Source organism: Amycolatopsis roodepoortensis, from assembly GCF_024628825.1.
In the GTDB taxonomy this organism is placed as follows: domain Bacteria; phylum Actinomycetota; class Actinomycetes; order Mycobacteriales; family Pseudonocardiaceae; genus Amycolatopsis; species Amycolatopsis roodepoortensis.
Genome location: NZ_CP102415.1, coordinates 3,532,479 through 3,549,470, shown reverse-complemented (window position 1 = coordinate 3,549,470; position 16,992 = coordinate 3,532,479). Strand labels below are relative to the sequence as shown.

Genomic DNA, 16,992 nt, shown 5'->3' with positions numbered 1-16,992 from the left:
ATCACGTGAGTTACGGCTTCGATCACGTGAGTTACGGCTTCGATCACGTGTGGAGTTGCCCCCGGATTCCGGACACGGGGTTTCACGCGGCTTGCTGGTGACTGTAGCTGTTTCGGGTTTCGTGGGGTGTTCGGTGGCCGATTGTCGAATGTAGACGGTCGTGGTTGTAGTAGTGGAGGTAGCGGAATATGTCGTGTCGTGCCTGGTCACGGGTGCGCCAGATGGTGGTGCCGATCTCGGTTTTGAGGGTGGCGAAGAACGACTCGGCGACGGCGTTGTCGTAGCAGGACCCGACCCGTCCGATCGACGGGCGGATCCGGGACTTCGCCAGCGCTGCGCGGAATTGGCCAGAGGTGTACTGAACCCCGCGGTCGGAGTGGAACACTGCGTCATAGTCGATCAGGCCACGTGCGGTGGCCAGGGTGATCGCGTCGCAGGCCAGGTCGGCGCGCATGTGGTCGGCCATGGCGTGCCCGACGACCTCGCGGGTGCGCAGATCGATCACCGTGGCCAGGTAGAGCCAGCCCTCGAACGTGGGCAGGCAGGTGATGTCCCCGACGAACCGCTGACCAGGGTGCTCGGCGGTGAAATCGCGGTGGATCAGATCCTGGACCGCCGCGACCGGTGATGGATCGGCCTTGGTGAGCGACCGGCGTTTGCGTCGGGTGATCCCGGCCAGGCCCTGTTCGCGCATCAACCGCTCCACCCGCTTGTCGTTCACCACCCGCCCGCGCCGGCGCAGCTCGGCGGTGATCCGCGGGACACCGTAGGCGCGCCGGTGCTCGGCATGGATCGAGGCGATCACCGCCACCAGCTCCCGCTCCCGCGCCGCCGCGGCCTCGCGGGCGGCCTCGGCGGCGACCCACTCGTGGAAACCCTGCCGGCGCAGGCCCAGGACCTGGCACAACCGCTTCACACCGAACTCGGCGCGATGCTCGGAGATGAACCGATAGCGGTAGATCATCGATCCATCTCTTTGGCAAAATAGGCGGCCGCTTTACGCAGGATCTCCTTCTCTTTCTCCAGCTCAGCGACCCGCTTCCGCAACCGCTGCACCTCATCGGTGACCTCAGGACCCGCCGCCGGTGCGGCCGCTTCCTCCTTGGCCTTGTTCACCCACGACCGCAAGGTCTCATGATTGACCCCAAGCTCACGGGCGATCTGACGCAACGGACGATCACCCGAACCGACCAGCTCCACCGCATCCCGACGGAACTGCTCCGGATACTTCGACGAACGCGACACCAAGACATCCTCCCTCCAGACCCATGTCTGGAATCAAGATGTCCGGTCCCAAGGGGCAACCCCACGTGAGTGCGGGGTGGGCGGGGCTAGTCCCGTTCGATGAGGTGACCGACGACCTCGGGGCCGGGGTGGGCGTGGCCGGAGCCGTCGCGGCGGATGTCGACTTCGGGGAGTTCCACCGGGTCACCGGTGCGCGAGGCGCCGGCGGGACGGGGGCCGATCCAGCCCACGACCAGGCGCGTTTCGCCCTTGAGGAACCGCTGCGCCCGGACACCACCGGTCGCGCGGCCCTTGGCCGGGTACTCGCTGAACGGGGTCACCTTCACGCTCGCGCCGGTCGCGGTGACGACCATCGGCTCACCGTGTTCGGCGTCGTCGGTACGGATCGCGCCGAAGAAGACCACTTCCGCTTCACCGCGCACGGTGATCCCGGCCATGCCGCCGCCCTTGAGTCCCTGCGGCCGCACGAGCGAAGCCGGGTAGCGCAGCAGTGACGCTTCGGACGACAGGAACGCCAGCGTCTCTTCGCCGTCGGTGAGCCAGGTGGCGCCGACGACCTCGTCGCCGTCCTTCAGGCTGATCACGTCGAACTCGTCCGAGCGGACCGGCCATTCCGGCGCGCACACCTTCACGACACCGTGCTTCGTGCCGAGCGCGAGGCCCGGGGAGCCGGCCGCCTGTTCGCCGAGCGGGGCCAAGCCGATGACGCGCTCGCCCTTCTCCAGCGGCACCAGTTCCTTCGCGGCCATCCCGCCGCGCAGCGACACCGTGCCCGCCTGTTCGGGCAGCACCGGCAACGGCAGCACGTCGGTCTTGAACGCGCGGCCGCGGTTCGTCACCAGAAGCACCTGACCGCGGGCGGTCGAATGGACCACCGCGGACACCGAGTCGTGTTTGACGCGGCCGTTGCGGCGCCGAACCTCCGACGCTTCCTCCGATTCCGCCGCCGTCCGCGCGACCAGCCCCGTGGCCGACAGGATCACCTGGCACGGGTCGTCGGCGACCTCCAGCGGCCCCGACGGCTTCGACGCGGCGAGGACCTCCTTGAGGTCGCCGTCGATCAGCGCGGTGCGGCGTTCGGTGGGGTGGTCCTTGGCGACCTTGGCCAGCTCGGCCGAGACGACCTTCTTCAGCACCGACTCGTCGTCGAGGATCTTCGACAGCTCGGCGATCTCCCCGCGCAGCTTGTCCTGCTCGGCTTCGAGCTCGATCCGGTCGTACTTGGTGAGCCGCCGCAGCGGGGTGTCCAGGATGTAGGTCGCCTGGATCTCCGAGAGCTTGAACCGCTTCATCAGGCCGTCCTTCGCGGCCGCGGCGTTCTCGCTGTCGCGGATCAGCTTGATCACCTTGTCGATGTCGAGCAGGGCGATCAGCAGGCCGTCGACCAGGTGCAGGCGCTCTTCGCGCTTGCGGCGCCGGTACCGCGTGCGGCGGGTGACGACCTCGTAGCGGTGGCTGAGGAAGACCTCCAGCAGCGCCTTGAGCCCCAGCGTCTGCGGCTGCCCGTCCACCAGCACCAGGTTGTTGATGCCGAACGACTGCTCCAGCGGCGTGAGCCGGTACAGGTCCGCCAGCAGCGCCTGCGGGTTCACGCCGACCTTGCATTCGATCACCAGCCGCGTGCCGTTCTCGCGGTCGGTGAGGTCCTTGACGTCGGCGATCCCGGTGAGCCGCTTGGACTTGTTGACCTCGTCGGTGATCTTCTCGATCACCTTCTCCGGGCCGACGCCGTACGGCAGCTCGGTGACGGTGATCGCCTGGCGGCCGCGGCTGCCCTCCAGCGGCCCGGTCTCGGCGCTGGCGCGCATGCGCACGACGCCTCGGCCGGTCTCGTACGCGCGGCGGACCTCGTCCAGTCCCAGCAGCGAACCACCGGTCGGCAGGTCGGGGCCGGGGACGAACTCCATCAGCTTGTCGAGGGTGGCGTTCGGGTGGTTGATCAGCCACCGCGCCGCGCCGATGACCTCGGACAGGTTGTGCGGGATCATGTTGGTCGCCATCCCGACCGCGATCCCGGACGTGCCGTTGACCAGCAGGTTCGGGAACGCCGCCGGCAGCACCGACGGCTCTTCGAGCGAGCCGTCGTAGTTCGGCCGGAAGTCGACGGTGTCCTCGCCGAGTTCGCCGACCAGCAGCATCGCTTCCGCGGACAACCGTGCCTCGGTGTACCGCGAGGCGGCAGGGCCGTCGTCGGGGGAGCCGAAGTTGCCGTGCCCGTCCACCAGCGGGACGTTGAGCGAGAAGTCCTGCGCCAGCCGGACCATGGCGTCGTAGATCGCCGTGTCGCCGTGCGGGTGGTACTTGCCCATCACGTCGCCGACCACGCGGGACGACTTCACGTACGCGTGCGAAGGCCGGTAGCCGTTCTCGTTCATCGAGTACATGATCCGGCGGTGCACCGGCTTCAGCCCGTCTCGCGCGTCCGGGAGCGCCCGCGAGTGGATGACCGAATAGGCGTACTCCAGGTACGAATCCTCGATCTCCGTCTTCAGCGAGTTGTCGAAGACGTTCGCGCCGGGCTTGTCGAACGCGGAGGGGTCGACCTTGGTGGTGGTGCCCTTACGGCGTGCCATTGCTCAAAGCTCCTTGAATAGCAGCGAAATCAGGCGTCGATGGCTTCGCGGTCGACCCGGTCGGAGGATTCGACCAGCCAGTTGCGGCGGGGTTCGACCTTCTCGCCCATCAACAGTTCGAGCGCGTTCTCCGCGGCTTCGACGTCGTCGAGGGTGATCCGGCGGACCGAGCGGGTGGCCGGGTTCATCGTGGTGTCCCACAGTTCGTCGGCGTCCATCTCGCCGAGACCCTTGAACCGCGGCACCGGCGTGACGATCTGCTTGCCCGCCCGCTCCAGCTCCGCGAACTTGGTCTCCATCTCCTTCTGGGTGAAGGTGAAGTGGGTTTCCGGGTTGCGGCCCTTGGTGACCAGTTTGTGCAGCGGCGGCATCGCGGCGTAGAGCCTGCCGTCCTCGATGACCGGCCGCATGTACTTGGCGAACAGGGTGATCAGCAGCGTGCGGATATGCGAACCGTCGACGTCCGCGTCGGCCATCAGGATCACCCGGCCGTAGCGCATGGTCGACAGGTCGAACGTGCGCCCGCTGCCCGCGCCGAGCACCTGCACGATCGAGGCGATCTCGGCGTTCTTCAAGGTGTCGCCGAGCGACGCCTTCTGGACGTTGAGGATCTTGCCGCGCAAGGGAAGCAGCGCCTGGTACTCCGACACGCGCGCCATCCGCGCCGAACCGAGCGCGCTGTCACCCTCGACGAGGAACAGCTCGCTGCGGGAAACGCCGGTGGTGCGGCAGTCGACCAGTTTCGGCGGCATGGCCGCGCCTTCGAGCGCGGTCTTGCGCCGGGCGGCGTCCTTCTGCTGCTTCTGGGTGAGCCGGACGCGTGCCGCGTCGACCACCTTCTGCAGCACGATCTTCGCCTCGGACTTGGTCTTGCGCTCCTCGGTCCAGGCGCGGATGTGCTTGTCGACGATGCCCTGGATGACCCTGGTGATCCCGGCGGTGGACAGCTCGTCCTTGGTCTGCGAGGTGAACTGCGGCTCGGGCAGGCGGACGTGGACGACCGCCGTCATCCCTTCGAGGACGTCTTCGACGGTCGGCATCTCCTCCTTGGGCTTGAGCAGCCCGCGGGTTTTGGAAATGGCGTCCTGCAAGGCTTTCAGCACCGCGCGGTCGAAACCGCGGCGGTGCGTGCCGCCGTGCACGTTGCGGATGGTGTTGGTGAAGCATTCCACCGTGCGCTCGTAGCCGGTGCCCCAGCGCAGCGCGACCTCGACCTCCGCGTGACGCACCACATTGGACTGCATGACCCCGCTGGCGTCGGCCGCGTTCTCCTTGTACGTGCCCTCGCCGTTGATGATCAGCGTGCCGCAGACGGGTTTCTCGTCGGACGGGGCGAGGAAGTCGACCATGTCGGCGAGGCCGTTGGGGTAGTGGAAGGTCTCTTCGCTGATCGAATCGTCGACGGCGGTGCGAAGCACGTACGTGACGCCGGGGACCAGGAACGCGGTGTTGCGCATCTTCGCGCGGACGCCTTCGACGTCGAGCGCGGCGCCGCTTTCGAAGTAACGCGAGTCGTACCAGTACCGGATCGACGTGCCGGAGCGCTCGCCCCGCTTCATCTTCCCGGTGATGTTCAGCCCGGATTTGCGGGTGAACTTCGCCTTCGGGCCGGGCCCGTCGAACACGCCGGGGACGCCGTGCGCGAACGACATCTGGTGGACCTTGCCGCTCTGCTTCACCGTGACGTCGAAGCGATGCGACAGCGCGTTCACCGCCGAGGCGCCGACGCCGTGCAGGCCACCGGAGGTCTTGTAGCCGGAGCCGCCGAACTTGCCGCCCGCGTGCAGCCTCGTCAGCACCAGCTCGACGCCCGACAGACCGGATTTGGCGTGCGTGCCGGTGGGGATGCCGCGGCCGTCGTCGTCGACCTGGACACTGCCGTCGGCGTGCAGGGTGACCACGATCTTCGTGGCGTGACCAGCCACACCTTCGTCGGTCGAGTTGTCCACGACCTCGGAGAACAGGTGGTTGATGCCGCGGCTGTCGGTGGAACCGATGTACATCCCGGGGCGCTTGCGGACCGCTTCCAGACCCTCGAGATGCGTCAGGTCGTCGGCCCCGTACAGGGTCTCAGCAGTCACTGGGTACTTCTCCTGGAGTCATGGCTCGCGAACTAGCTCGTGGAGGTGGTGTTCAACGCGACACCGTACTGGAGGATATCCGTCCCCTCCGACAGCTTCGTCCTCCCGAGCCTCCGGTGTGGCGCATCACGCCGTCCCGATGGCCGGGTCACGGCTGGGGAAAGCGACTTCCTCCCGGCTCGGATGAGGCGTTATCGTTCCCGGTGTCACACGGTGACGGGGGGAAGAAGGTGGCCGTCGGAACCGGTCCCACACGCGTCTCGACCGCACAACGCGTCGTGAGTCTCTGGTATTTCGTGGTGGTCGTCGGGTCGTTCGGCATGCTCGCGCTGTTACCGGTCGCGCACGCCGCGATCCGGTTGCGGCGTGCCGTCCTGTGGCTGTTCGTGCTGGGCTACGGCGGTGTCGCCGTCGCGATGCTGCTCCTGCTCGAACGGGCCGCGGCGGAAGGCGAGTCGGAGGCGATGCTCTCGTTCGCCTGGCTCTTCGGCACGATCCTCCTGGTCACCGTGGCCTGTGTGCACCTCGCCCTGCTGCGGCGGAAGATCCTCTATCCGCCGCCGACGGCGTGGGTCGAGTCCGGCATGCACTGCGGGTTGTTCTCGATCGACATCGCCGGATTCGGTCAGGTCGGGCGCAGCAGCGAGGTCTTCGTCCGGGTCCGGAGGATGCTCTTCGGCATGCTGGCCGAAGCCTTCGAGACCAGCGGCATCGCCTGGGACGCCTGCCTGAAACGCGACACCGGGGACGGCATGATCGTCGTCGTCCCGCCGCATTTCCCGAAGTTCCGCCTGGTGTATCCGCTTCTCTCACGGCTGACCGCGGAACTGGCCAGGTACAACGTCGCCACCGAGCCCGGCCTGCGGATCCGGGTGCGGGTGGCGATCCACGCCGGGGAGATCGCGCTCGACGAGTACGGCGTGACGGGACGGCCGAAGGTGCTCCTCGCGCGGCTGCTCGATTCACGCGTACTGCGCGACGCGCTCGCCGAAGCGCCGGGCGAGTCGCCCGTGGTGGTGCTCGTCTCCGACCGGTTCCACGAGGACGTCCAGGACCAGGGCGGCCCCGGTCTCGACACGATGAGCTACCGGCAGGTGCTCGTGCACGAGAAGGAGACCGAGGTCCGCGCCTGGCTGCACGTTCCGGATCCGGTGCTCAGAGGGCTGCCGTGAGCACCTCCAGCGCGCTGTGCTGACGGGCGGCGTCGATCTTGTCGACCGGCCCCGCCCAGCGTAGGCCGTGCTGGTCGAGCGACGTGCGGTTGTTCGCGATCGTCGCGTTCGCCTGCCGCGTCAGGTAAGCGCGGTAAGGCCTGGCCGCGAGCGCGCGGTCCAGCTCGCCGAGCCCCCTGGCGTACGCGCCCTTGAACGAAGGCCCGTCGGCGCCGCAGTCACCGGACTCGCACGGGTCGCGGAGGATCCCGTTCGAGTGCAGCAGCGACGTCGTCGTGGAGGCGTCCGCGAGCCGCCGGGCCGTGGTGAGCAGGGCGGTGTCGCCGGTCGCGCGGTTCAGTTCGACCAGCGCGCCGAGGACGATGCCCTGGTTGTAACTCCAGACGGCCTGCCCGTTGTTGGCGCAGGAGGAGTTCAGGCCGTCGTTGATCAGGGAACTCCCGTTGATCATGCCGCTCGCGCGGAACCAGTCCCAGACCTCGCGCGCCCGCGCGAGCTGGAGCGTGTCGCCGGGGAGCCGGTTGTGCAGCGACGCGGCCACCTTGACGTACAGCTCGTTGGTGACGGCGTTCTTGTACGTCTTCGCCGTCGACCACCAGAGTCCGCCGCCGCAGGTGCCGTCGCGGTAGGAGTACATGTAGTTCGCCGCGATGACGGCGGTGTCGAGGTACCGGCGGTCCTTCGTCAGGTCGTAGGCGCGGATCCAGGCGAGCGCCCACCAGCCGGTGTCGTCGATGTATTCGTTGGTGAAGTTGTCGCCGCGGTTGCGGTCGAAAGTGTTGGCGATGGCGTAGCGGTAGTTCGGCGAGCCGGTGCGGGCGCTGTAGTCCAGGATCGCGGTGAGCGCGTTCGCCGAGTTCCACCAGCCCGTGGTCTGCCAGAGCCCGGTGCCGTTGTCGTAGAACTGCATGAGCGCGGTGGCGGCGGCCTCGGCGCGGGTGTTGGCGGCGACCGTGGTGCGGAACCACGGCGTGCAGGCGATTTCCGGTCGGTTGCCCGCTTTTCCGCAGGCGCGCAGGGCGCCGAAACGGTGGGTGGCGGGGTCGTCGACGTTGAACATCAGGGTCCGCCAGCCGCGGTGACCGGCCGGGATCTTCGTGTCGCCGATCCGGCTGTCGCCCGCCCAGGTGCGGCCGCCGTCGAAGGAGCGGTCGAGCCAGACCTCGTCGCCGGGGTCGCCGTCGCCGATGCTGCCCCAGCCCATGTTGTCGCCGTCGCTGAGATGCAGCGTGATGCCGCGGCCCCAGACGGACGCGGTGCCGGGTCTTCTTTCGCCGGTGGCCAGCGCGGGGTCGCGGCTGTCGCAGTACTTGGCGCAGATCGTCGCCGCGACGGTGGGTTCGGGAGTGGTGGTGGCCGGCGTGAGAGCGAATGTCAACGTTGTCACAAGCAGAGAGGTGAGCCACATGGATTCGAGTGTGAGGGCGGCCACTTTCCGGGCCGATCAAGTCACCCTTTCAGCTCGCGCCGATGGTCTGGAATACTTCTTGCGCGCGTGAAGTTGAACGCTCAAGCAACGTAACCCCGGCCCAGGGAGCAGGTCATGCAGTTCGGAATCTTCACGGTGGGCGATGTGACGACCGACCCGACCACCGGGGAGGCGCCCAGCGAGTACGAGCGGATCAAGGCGATGGTGCGCATCGCGCTCAAGGCCGAAGAAGTCGGCCTCGACGTCTTCGCGACCGGCGAGCACCACAACCCGCCGTTCGTGCCTTCTTCGCCGACGACGATGCTCGGCTACATCGCCGCGCGGACGTCGAAGATCATTCTCTCCACCTCGACCACGCTGATCACCACGAACGACCCGGTGAAGATCGCCGAAGACTTCGCGATGCTGCAGCATCTCGCCGACGGCCGCGTCGACCTGATGATGGGACGCGGCAACACCGGCCCGGTGTACCCGTGGTTCGGGCAGGACATCCGCCAGGGCATTCCGCTGGCCATCGAGAACTACCACCTGCTGCACCGGTTGTGGCGCGAGGACGTGGTCAGCTGGTCCGGCAAGTTCCGGACGCCGCTGCAGGAGTTCACCTCGACGCCGCGGCCGCTCGACGGCGTCCCGCCGTTCGTGTGGCACGGTTCGATCCGCAGCCCGGAGATCGCCGAACAGGCCGCTTACTACGGCGACGGGTTCTTCGCGAACCACATCTTCTGGCCGAAGGAGCATTTCCAGGCGCTGATCAACCTCTACCGCGAGCGGTACGAGCACTACGGGCACGGCAAGGCGGACCAGGCCATCGTCGGCCTTGGCGGCCAGGTGTTCCTGCGGCCGAAGTCGCAGGACGCGGTGCGGGAGTTCCGGCCGTACTTCGACAACGCGCCGGTGTACGGGCACGGGCCTTCGCTGGAGGAGTTCACCGAGCAGACGCCGCTGACCGTCGGCAGCCCGCAAGAGGTGATCGACAAGACGCTGACCTTCCGCGAGCACTTCGGCGACTACCAGCGTCAGCTGTTCCTGATGGATCACGCCGGCCTGCCGCTGAAGACCGTGCTGGAACAGCTCGACCTGCTGGGCGAGCACGTGATTCCGGTGCTGCGCAAGGAACTCGACTCGCTCCGCCCGGCGCACGTGCCCGAGGCGCCTACTCACGCTTCCCGGTTGGAGGTCTTGGCATGACGACGATCGCAGTGGTGACCGCGGGGTTGAGCCAGCCGTCCTCGACGCGGCTGCTCGCGGACAAACTCGCCGCGGCCACGCGTTCGGTGCTGCCGGACGTGCGGATCGAGGTGATCGAACTGCGGGACCTGGCCGTCGACGTCACCAAGAACATGCTGACCGGATTCCCTTCGCCCGCCCTGCGGACGGCCATCGACACGGTGACCTCCGCGGACGGCCTGATCGCCGTGACGCCCGTGTTCACCGCGTCGTACAGCGGGCTGTTCAAGTCGTTCTTCGACGTGCTGGACCAGAAGGCGCTCGACGGGAAGCCGGTGCTGATCGGCGCCACCGGCGGAACCGAACGGCATTCGCTGGTGCTCGACTTCGCGCTGCGTCCGCTCTTCGCCTACCTTCGCGCCGAGCCTGTCGCGACGGCGGTGTACGCGGCTTCGTCGGACTGGGCGTCTCCAGGCGATCTCGACACGCGGGCTTCGCGGGCGGGGCGGGAGTTCGCCGCCCGGCTGTCGTCGGAAGGGACGGCCGCGGCGCCGGACAGCGGGTTCGTGCCGTTCGAGCAGCTGCTGCGCGCGGGGGAGTGAGCAAGGGACCTTTGCTCTCGTGAGTGGTCAGGGGAGCGGCTCCGGGATGCCGACTGTGTGGATTTCGGGGCGTTGGATGACCAGAAATCCACACGGTCTGTCGTGACCGGTCCGGTCACGACAGGGTGTGTGGATATAGGGACGTTGAATGTCCCTGTATCCACACACCCCTCACTCACGAGCCGGGTCAGGGAGTCGGCCAGATCGGCCGGATCTCGATGGTCGCGAACTCGGCGACCGGATGCTTCGACACGATCTCGATCGCCTCGTCGAGATCGGCGCACTCGATCAGGTCGTAGCCGAGGATCTGTTCCTTCGTCTCCGCGAACGGCCCGTCCGAGACGAGCAGTTCGCCGTCGCGGCGCCGGACGGTGGTCGCGGTGGCCGCCGAACGGAGCCTGCTGCCCGACAGCCGGACCCCGCGAGCGGTCATCTCGTCGACCCAGGCCCGCGTCTTTTCGTCCAGTGGTTCTTCGCTCTCGTCCGCGCCGGGGTACGGGCTTCCGCAGATCAGCAACATGTAGCGCATCGGTCCTCCTGTCTGAGCCTGTTCACCATCCCGACGAACGGGCTCGCCCGCCACCGACCGGGTCATGACCCAAACGTGTCGGACCAGCGCGTTCGCGGCGCGACCGGCACAATCGACGAAAGGGACGACGGCGAGGAGAAGACGGTGGGCATCGGAAAACCCGTGAAGCAGGTCTTGATCCTGATCGCGGGCGGCGTTCTGCTGCTGGTCGGCATCGCGCTCCTCGTGCTGCCCGGACCGGGTCTGCTGCTCGTGCTCGCGGGCCTGCTCGTGCTGGCCTCGGAGTTCCCCGTGGTGGAGAAGTACGTCGATCCGATCCGCGACAGGGCGATGAAGGCGGCCGAGGACAGTGTTTCGTCGCCGCTGCGCATCGCTGGTTCGGTGCTGGCGGGGCTGGGTCTGCTGGCCGCGGGGGTCGTCTGGGGACTCGTGCCGGGCCTGCCGCTCGGGGGCTGGAGCACCGGATCGAGCCTGATCCTGTCCGGGCTCATCCTGTTCGCGTTGCTGATCTGGAGCTACAAGCGGGTGCAGGCCAGGAGGGCCGCGAAGACCGAATAACAGCCGGGTGGTCTGGTACCGTGCGGCGCGTGGCCCCCGACTTCCAGCGCGCCCGGCGGCCGGAACAGGTCGAGGCCCGGCGCGCGGCGATCCTCGGCGCGGCGCGCGAACTCCTGTCCGAGCGGCCCGTCTCCCGGATCAGCCTGCGGGAACTGAGCGATCGCGTGGGCTTGGCGAAGTCGAACGTGCTGCGGTACTTCGACAGCCGCGAGGCGATTTTCCTGGAAGTCCTCGACTCGGTCTGGGTCGCGTGGCTCGACGAGCTCGAAGGCGAGCTGAGCGACCTCGACGGCTCCGGCTACGAGCGGGTCGCGGCCGTCATCGCGACGTCGATCTCGCGGCAGCGCCTGCTGTGCGAGCTGATCAGCACGATGGCCGCCGTGCTCGAACGCAACATCTCCGTGGAGACCGCCCGGGCGTTCAAGACCAGGGCGGCCGACCGGACCGAACGGCTCGCCGGCCTCGTCCGCGCCCATGCCCCGCTGGACGCCGAAGCGGCCGGGTACTTCGCGAAGGCCGTCTTCATCCTCGTCGCGGGACTGTGGCCCTACGCGAACCCAGGGGAGGCCGTGGCGACGGTCCTGGCCGAACGCGGGATGCCCGCCGGCCCCGCGATGTTCGTCGACGGGCTGACCGAAGGACTGGCGAACCAGCTGGTGGGCCTGGCCGTTCGTGCAGGTCAGAGCCCCGAGTGGTAGCAAAGGTCCCTTGCTCGCGCCGGGACGGGCGAGCCTGCATAAGGTGAGCCGAACCCACTTGCACAAGGAGCGACCATGAGCCCAGGCGGCACCCTCACCCTCGGCGATCTCACCGTGAGCCGGATGGGCTACGGCGCCATGCGGCTGTCCGGCCCCGGCATCTGGGGGCCGCCGAGCGACCGCGACGCCGCGATCGCCGTCCTCCGCGAGGCGGTCGAGCTGGGCGTCACCCATATCGACACCAGCGACTTCTACGGTCCGCACACGACCAACGAGCTGATCCGCGAGGCGCTGCACCCGTACCCGGACGACCTGCACATCGTCACCAAGGTCGGCGCGAAGCGGACTCCGGACAAGGGCTGGCCTTCGGCGCTCTCGCGCGACGAGCTGACCTCCGCGGTCCACGACAACCTGCGCAACCTCGGCCTCGACGTCCTCGACGTGGTCAACCTGCGGCTCGCGGGGGAGCACGGTGTCTTCCCGATCCCGGTCTCGATCACGGAGCCGTTCGAGGTGCTGGCCGAACTCCAGCAGCAGGGGCTCATCCGGCACCTCGGCCTGAGCCACGTCTCGGCGGAACAGGTCAAGGAAGCCCGCGCCATCGCGCCGGTCGTCTGCGTGCAGAACGAGTACAACGTCGCGAACCGCGCCAACGACGGCCTCCTCGACGCCCTCGCGGCCATCAACATCCCGTTCGTGCCGTACTTCCCGCTCGGCGGGTTCACGCCGCTCCAGTCCGGTGTCCTCGACGACTGCGCCCGCCGGGTCGACGCGACGCCGATGCAGGTCGCCCTCGCGTGGCTGCTCCAGCGGTCGCCGAACATCCTGCTGATCCCGGGTACGTCGTCGCTGCTGCACCTGCACGAGAACGTCGCCGCCGCGAAACTCGAGCTGCCCGCGGACGTCGTCGCGGATCTCGACGCCCTCGTCTGATCCCGCGTGAAGGCCCCCTTCCCTTCGCTGAGCCGAGGGAAGGGGGCCTTCACGCGCGTTCAGAGGACATCCCGGCGCCGCAGCAGCCAGCCGCCGAGACCGGCGAAGACCACCAGATAGCCGGCCACGACCAGCGTCGCTTGGGAGACACCGACGAGCTCCCCGACGCCGGGCGTCGCGCCCGAGGCGCCCAGTGACGCGGCCAGCGAACCGGCGTTGGCTCCCGGCAGCGCCAGCTGGAGCGTGCCGACCCAGTCCACCAGCGGGGCCGCGACGCCGAACAGCAGGTTCTGGACCACCAGCAGCCACACCAGGCCGAGCCCGATCGGCAGCGCCACCCCGCGCATCGCGATGGCGAGCGCCGCGCCGAGTGCCGCCCAGGTCATCGCGATCAGCCAGCCGGCGCCGATCCCCGTCAGCAGCGAGCCGGACGACGGCCAGTTCATCGGCTCGCCCTCCGACGAGGCGATGAGCGCGCTCGTGATCGCGCCGGTCGCGAAGCTCGTCAGCACGACCGTCAGCGACGCGACGGCCAGTGCGAACAACTTTCCACTGTAGACGGTCAGCCGCGAAGGTCCCTGTGTCAGCACGGTCTTCCACGTGCTCCAGCCGTATTCGGTGCCGACAGCCAGTACGCCGATCACCAGCAGGATCGCCCCGAGGAACACCGGCAGCCCGCCGATCGAGTTGCCGACCAGATTCGACGGAAGCGTCGCGGCCAGCCCGCGATCCGTACCGGGCGCGCCGCTCGACGAACCCGCCGCGCCCGCGAGCGGCAGCAGATAGGTGAAGGTCAGCCCGAGCACGACCGCGATCCCCAGCATGAACCAGTTCGCCGGCCGCCGGACGAGTTTCGCCAGCTCGGCGCCGCAACTACCCCACATGATCCGCCACCTCTCCGGTGAGCTCGAAGAACACCTGCTCCAGATCCCGTTCGCGGACGTGCAGTTCGCGGACCGCGATCCCTTCCGTGACGAGTTCGCGGTTCAGCCACGACGCGCGCTCCGGGTCGACGGTCAGGTCGAGACCGGCCCCGCTCGCGCGCACGTTCTCCGCACCGATCCAGCGCCGCACCAGGTCCGCGGCGCGCGTGACCTCGTCGGTTTCGATGTGCAGCACCGTGCCGCCGCGCAGTTCGGCCACCGTGTTCTCCGCGACGAGCCGCCCGCGCGAGACGACGCCGACCCGGTCGCAGATCTGCTGGACCTCGCCCAGCAGATGGCTCGACAGCAGCACGGTGCAGCCCTCCGCGCCGAGCCTGCGGATCAGCACCCGCATGTCGGCCATCCCGGCCGGGTCGAGCCCGTTGGTCGGCTCGTCGAGGATCAGCAGCCGTGGATCCTTCAGCAGCGCCGCCGCGACACCGAGCCGCTGCTTCATGCCGAGGGAGTAGGTCGAGTACCGGTCCTTACCGCGATCGGCGAGGTCGACCATCGCGAGCACTTCGCCGACGCGGCGCGGATCCGTTCCGCTGTACCGGGCCAGCACCTTGAGATTGTCCGAACCGGACAGATACGGGTAGAAGCCCGGCGATTCGATCAGCGCGCCGACCCCGCCGAGATCGCCGGGCGGCCTGCCGAACAGCCGGACGCTGCCGGAAGTCGGCCGGACGAGCCCCAGCAGCATCCGCAACGTCGTCGTCTTGCCCGCGCCGTTCGGGCCGAGGAAGCCGTAGATCTCGCCGGGCAGCACGGTCAGCTTCATCCGGTCGACGGCGAGTTGCTCGCCGTACCGTTTCGTGAGTTCGTCTGTGTCCACGGGAAGGTTCATGGTGCCGAATGGTGTCCCGGGTGAGGCCGTCACCACATCCGTTCACAGGCGGCACTCCGCGTACGTCGGCGGACGTAGCCGGATGGCCGGAATCCTGCGACATCTGTCGAAAACACCGGTACCGGAGGCCGGGGCGACGACCATAGGCTCGGTGGCGTGTCGAAAGTCCTTCTGATTCTTCATGTGCTCGCCGCCGTCATCGCGGTCGGCCCGGTCACCGTCGCGGCGAGCATGTTCCCCGCCGCCGCGCGCAAGGCCTACGCCGAACCGGGTTCCGGGCTGTCCGTGCTTCGCGCGCTCAACCGGATCTGCCGTGTCTACGCGATCTTCGGGATCGCGGTGCCGTTCTTCGGGCTGGCGACGGCGGGCAGCATGCGGGTCTTCGGCGACATGTGGGTGATCGTGTCGATCGTGCTCACCGCGGCCGCCGCCGGCGTGCTGGCGTTGCTCGTCCTGCCGGGGCAGAACGCGATCCTCGCCGCGCTGGGCGCGGAGCCGCCGTCGGAACCGGTCACGGCCGGGCGGGTGGCGATGTACACGGGGATGTTCAACCTGCTCTGGGCCGTGGTGACGGTGCTGATGATCGTCCGGCCCGGATCGACGACCGGCGCCTAAGAGACCTCGTGAGTGGTAAGGACGGTTAGAACCGCCCTTACCACTCACGAGGCCCTTTGGTCAGGCGCTCAGCAACTGGTTGAAGAACGACCGGTAGCGGCGCAGCGCGATCCGGAGGTCTTCGGTCGCCGGTTCGCCCTGGCTCCACGCGGATTCGAGTTCCTTCTTGTGGTCCGCGAACGTCGTGGCCAGGTTCTGGATCACCACCGCGACCAGTTCGTCGGCCTCCTTGACCGCCCGCCGCGGATCGTCCACAAAGGCCGTTTGGATACCCTGCCAGCTCTCGCGGAACCGGTCGACGTCGGCGTCGGCGAACAACGTCTGCGCTTCGTCTTCGTCGGTGCGCTCGGGTTCCGTGGCCACCAGATCTTCGGTGCTCAAAGCCTGCCCGGTCTCGCCGTCAGCGGTCCGTTCCTCGCCGAGCCGATCCGTCGTCCCCGCGACGCGTTCCGTTCCCTCGGTTTCCAGGGGCCTGCTTTCCATGGCTTTCCGCTCCTTCGCCGGCATCGGTCAACAGATCTTCGAACACTTCGCGGTAGTGCTTCATCGCTTCGCGCATGTCCTCTGTGGACATTTCGGATTCCTTGTGACGCACCAGGGTGTCGTGCCCGGCGCGGTAGTGTCGCAACGCGTTCGCGTGCCGGACGGACAGATCCGCGAGCTGCTGGTCGTACCCCTCGGTCGGGTAGCCGCGTTCGGCCATCAAGGAGACCAGCACCCGGTCCGCTTCGACGACGGCGCCGGACGGGCGGTCGACGAACTGTTCCTGGATCAGCGCCCATTCCTGGGCGTACCGGTCCTTTGTGGTCTGCGGCAGCGGCCGGATGTCGAGATCCGAATGCCGTTTCACCCGCGACGAAAGCTCACGTTCGGCTTCCCTCGGGCTTTCGTGCTCCTCGACCGCACGGTCGTATTCCGGCCCGAACGTCTCTCGCAATCGCCGCTTGCGTTGTTCCGCGACGACGAACCAAGCGGCCGCGCCCACCACAAGGATCGCGGCGATGACGATGATGATGACCAACCACGTGGGCATCGCTATCTCCTCCGGATGTTTCGCCGGTCAACCCCCCCCGACAGGCCGTGAGTTCCCCGGTTTTCCGGCCGGAAACCCTTGTGTCGCAAGAAGTTTTGGATCTTAGGCCGGATGGCGCAGTGGACTGAGCTCGATTCGCCGCACTCTCGCGGGCCGGTGCGGCCATTCGGCGGAGGTCGTGAGGCTCGCTAAGTAGGCGTCCCTCTTTCGGGTGCCGACGATGACTCAGTGTAGGTAAAAACTCCCGATCACTGCTCCGTTGTGGCACTATTGCCCCGTTCGCAGGAAGAGGGCCTGCGACAGAGGGGGCCGTCGTAATCGAGGCTGCCTGGTACGACAAAGAAAGATCATCAGGGGAGGAGATCGTCAAATGTCGACGCCTACGGACGTCAAGGACCCCATCGGCGAAGAGGAGCCGGTCGACCCGGCTCAGCCCAAGCCCGAACTGCCTCAACACGAGCACAGCCCGGACTGCGAGCACCACCGCGACAAGCTGCTGGAATGCTCGGGCGGCTGCATCCAGACCCCGCCTCCGACGCCTTGATCGGATGAGCCGGAAGACCTGAGCCGCCCGTTGGGGTATTCCC

The 16,992-nt window shown here is 67.9% G+C and carries 18 protein-coding genes; 8 read left to right on the top strand and 10 right to left on the bottom strand.

What is annotated here, in order from left to right:
• Positions 1 to 82: 82 nt before the first annotated feature.
• From NQK81_RS16430 to NQK81_RS16415, 4 genes are all read right to left on the bottom strand, one after another.
• Entirely contained in the window at positions 83 to 964 is an 882-nt protein-coding gene (locus NQK81_RS16430) for an IS3 family transposase (RefSeq protein WP_257488907.1), read from the bottom strand.
• Positions 961 to 1,245, bottom strand: a complete 285-nt coding sequence (locus NQK81_RS16425) for a transposase (RefSeq protein WP_257488906.1) — start codon at positions 1,243 to 1,245, stop codon at positions 961 to 963. The genes NQK81_RS16430 and NQK81_RS16425 overlap by 4 nt, the downstream gene beginning before the upstream one ends.
• A gap of 86 nt (positions 1,246 to 1,331) precedes the next feature.
• Positions 1,332 to 3,818 carry a DNA gyrase/topoisomerase IV subunit A gene (locus NQK81_RS16420; RefSeq protein ID WP_257488905.1) on the bottom strand — a complete coding sequence of 829 codons (2,487 nt, stop codon included), beginning with the start codon at positions 3,816 to 3,818 and terminating at the stop codon, positions 1,332 to 1,334.
• Between the two features lie 29 nt (positions 3,819 to 3,847).
• Positions 3,848 to 5,899 carry a DNA gyrase/topoisomerase IV subunit B gene (locus NQK81_RS16415; protein ID WP_257488904.1) on the bottom strand — a complete coding sequence of 684 codons (2,052 nt, stop codon included), beginning with the start codon at positions 5,897 to 5,899 and terminating at the stop codon, positions 3,848 to 3,850.
• Positions 5,900 to 6,177: 278 nt separating this feature from the next.
• On the opposite strand from NQK81_RS16415, the gene NQK81_RS16410 reads away from it, so the two are divergent.
• On the top strand, positions 6,178 to 7,071 hold the full coding sequence (locus NQK81_RS16410) for a nucleotidyl cyclase domain-containing protein (RefSeq protein WP_257488903.1): 894 nt from the start codon (positions 6,178 to 6,180) through the stop codon (positions 7,069 to 7,071).
• On the opposite strand, the gene NQK81_RS16405 is transcribed toward NQK81_RS16410, so the two are convergent.
• Positions 7,055 to 8,479 carry a glycoside hydrolase family 76 protein gene (locus NQK81_RS16405; protein ID WP_257488902.1) on the bottom strand — a complete coding sequence of 475 codons (1,425 nt, stop codon included), beginning with the start codon at positions 8,477 to 8,479 and terminating at the stop codon, positions 7,055 to 7,057. The genes NQK81_RS16410 and NQK81_RS16405 overlap by 17 nt on opposite strands.
• Positions 8,480 to 8,614: 135 nt before the next feature.
• Between NQK81_RS16405 and NQK81_RS16400 the strand changes: the two genes are divergently transcribed.
• Together NQK81_RS16400 and NQK81_RS16395 are read left to right on the top strand one after the other, a co-directional pair.
• Positions 8,615 to 9,688: an LLM class flavin-dependent oxidoreductase gene (locus tag NQK81_RS16400; protein ID WP_257488901.1), complete on the top strand. Its 1,074-nt coding sequence runs from the start codon at positions 8,615 to 8,617 to the stop codon at positions 9,686 to 9,688.
• Positions 9,685 to 10,269 (top strand): FMN reductase, encoded by a 585-nt coding sequence (locus tag NQK81_RS16395; protein WP_126737096.1) that lies wholly within the window; start codon positions 9,685 to 9,687, stop codon positions 10,267 to 10,269. The genes NQK81_RS16400 and NQK81_RS16395 overlap by 4 nt, the downstream gene beginning before the upstream one ends.
• 187 nt (positions 10,270 to 10,456) lie before the next feature.
• Here the strand turns inward: NQK81_RS16395 and NQK81_RS16390 are convergent, their stop codons facing one another.
• On the bottom strand, positions 10,457 to 10,798 hold the full coding sequence (locus NQK81_RS16390) for a YciI family protein (protein ID WP_257488900.1): 342 nt from the start codon (positions 10,796 to 10,798) through the stop codon (positions 10,457 to 10,459).
• Positions 10,799 to 10,942: 144 nt separating this feature from the next.
• Between NQK81_RS16390 and NQK81_RS16385 the strand changes: the two genes are divergently transcribed.
• From NQK81_RS16385 to NQK81_RS16375, 3 genes are all read left to right on the top strand, one after another.
• A complete protein-coding gene (locus NQK81_RS16385) occupies positions 10,943 to 11,356 on the top strand; it encodes a PGPGW domain-containing protein (RefSeq protein ID WP_034317710.1) in 414 nt (137 codons plus the stop codon).
• A gap of 29 nt (positions 11,357 to 11,385) precedes the next feature.
• Positions 11,386 to 12,054: a TetR/AcrR family transcriptional regulator gene (locus NQK81_RS16380; RefSeq protein WP_321183931.1), complete on the top strand. Its 669-nt coding sequence runs from the start codon at positions 11,386 to 11,388 to the stop codon at positions 12,052 to 12,054.
• 75 nt (positions 12,055 to 12,129) lie between these two features.
• Entirely contained in the window at positions 12,130 to 12,987 is an 858-nt protein-coding gene (locus NQK81_RS16375; RefSeq protein WP_257488899.1) for an oxidoreductase, read from the top strand.
• 59 nt (positions 12,988 to 13,046) lie between these two features.
• On the opposite strand, the gene NQK81_RS16370 is transcribed toward NQK81_RS16375, so the two are convergent.
• Both NQK81_RS16370 and NQK81_RS16365 read right to left on the bottom strand, forming a co-directional pair.
• Positions 13,047 to 13,871, bottom strand: a complete 825-nt coding sequence (locus tag NQK81_RS16370) for an ABC transporter permease (RefSeq protein WP_257488898.1) — start codon at positions 13,869 to 13,871, stop codon at positions 13,047 to 13,049.
• A complete protein-coding gene (locus NQK81_RS16365; protein WP_257488897.1) occupies positions 13,861 to 14,757 on the bottom strand; it encodes an ABC transporter ATP-binding protein in 897 nt (298 codons plus the stop codon). Before NQK81_RS16365 ends, NQK81_RS16370 begins: the two co-directional genes overlap by 11 nt.
• A gap of 156 nt (positions 14,758 to 14,913) precedes the next feature.
• On the opposite strand from NQK81_RS16365, the gene NQK81_RS16360 reads away from it, so the two are divergent.
• Complete coding sequence (locus tag NQK81_RS16360) at positions 14,914 to 15,372, top strand: hypothetical protein (RefSeq protein WP_257488896.1); 459 nt, start codon at positions 14,914 to 14,916, stop codon at positions 15,370 to 15,372.
• A 60-nt stretch (positions 15,373 to 15,432) separates the two neighbouring features.
• Here NQK81_RS16360 and NQK81_RS16355 read toward each other — a convergent pair whose 3' ends face one another.
• The gene (locus tag NQK81_RS16355; RefSeq protein WP_126737089.1) at positions 15,433 to 15,855 is read right to left on the bottom strand and encodes a hypothetical protein; all 423 of its coding nucleotides are present in this window, start codon (positions 15,853 to 15,855) and stop codon (positions 15,433 to 15,435) included.
• Positions 15,773 to 16,405, bottom strand: a complete 633-nt coding sequence (locus tag NQK81_RS16350; RefSeq protein WP_257488895.1) for a hypothetical protein — start codon at positions 16,403 to 16,405, stop codon at positions 15,773 to 15,775. Before NQK81_RS16350 ends, NQK81_RS16355 begins: the two co-directional genes overlap by 83 nt.
• 370 nt (positions 16,406 to 16,775) lie before the next feature.
• On the opposite strand from NQK81_RS16350, the gene NQK81_RS16345 reads away from it, so the two are divergent.
• Positions 16,776 to 16,949 carry a hypothetical protein gene (locus NQK81_RS16345; protein WP_257488894.1) on the top strand — a complete coding sequence of 58 codons (174 nt, stop codon included), beginning with the start codon at positions 16,776 to 16,778 and terminating at the stop codon, positions 16,947 to 16,949.
• The last annotated feature ends 43 nt before the right edge of the window (positions 16,950 to 16,992 follow it).

What these genes read in the sequence shown, in the direction of transcription:
- NQK81_RS16370 (WP_257488898.1), bottom strand. Translation starts at nt 13,871, where the DNA reads ATGTGGGGTAGTTGCGGCGCCGAGCTGGCGAAACTCGTCCGGCGGCCG.
- NQK81_RS16345 (WP_257488894.1), top strand. Translation starts at nt 16,776, where the DNA reads ATGTCGACGCCTACGGACGTCAAGGACCCCATCGGCGAAGAGGAGCCG.
- NQK81_RS16420 (WP_257488905.1), bottom strand. Translation starts at nt 3,818, where the DNA reads ATGGCACGCCGTAAGGGCACCACCACCAAGGTCGACCCCTCCGCGTTC.
- NQK81_RS16400 (WP_257488901.1), top strand. Translation starts at nt 8,615, where the DNA reads ATGCAGTTCGGAATCTTCACGGTGGGCGATGTGACGACCGACCCGACC.
- NQK81_RS16395 (WP_126737096.1), top strand. Translation starts at nt 9,685, where the DNA reads ATGACGACGATCGCAGTGGTGACCGCGGGGTTGAGCCAGCCGTCCTCG.
- NQK81_RS16355 (WP_126737089.1), bottom strand. Translation starts at nt 15,855, where the DNA reads ATGGAAAGCAGGCCCCTGGAAACCGAGGGAACGGAACGCGTCGCGGGG.
- NQK81_RS16430 (WP_257488907.1), bottom strand. Translation starts at nt 964, where the DNA reads ATGATCTACCGCTATCGGTTCATCTCCGAGCATCGCGCCGAGTTCGGT.
- NQK81_RS16350 (WP_257488895.1), bottom strand. Translation starts at nt 16,405, where the DNA reads ATGCCCACGTGGTTGGTCATCATCATCGTCATCGCCGCGATCCTTGTG.
- NQK81_RS16390 (WP_257488900.1), bottom strand. Translation starts at nt 10,798, where the DNA reads ATGCGCTACATGTTGCTGATCTGCGGAAGCCCGTACCCCGGCGCGGAC.
- NQK81_RS16405 (WP_257488902.1), bottom strand. Translation starts at nt 8,479, where the DNA reads ATGTGGCTCACCTCTCTGCTTGTGACAACGTTGACATTCGCTCTCACG.
- NQK81_RS16365 (WP_257488897.1), bottom strand. Translation starts at nt 14,757, where the DNA reads ATGAACCTTCCCGTGGACACAGACGAACTCACGAAACGGTACGGCGAG.
- NQK81_RS16375 (WP_257488899.1), top strand. Translation starts at nt 12,130, where the DNA reads ATGAGCCCAGGCGGCACCCTCACCCTCGGCGATCTCACCGTGAGCCGG.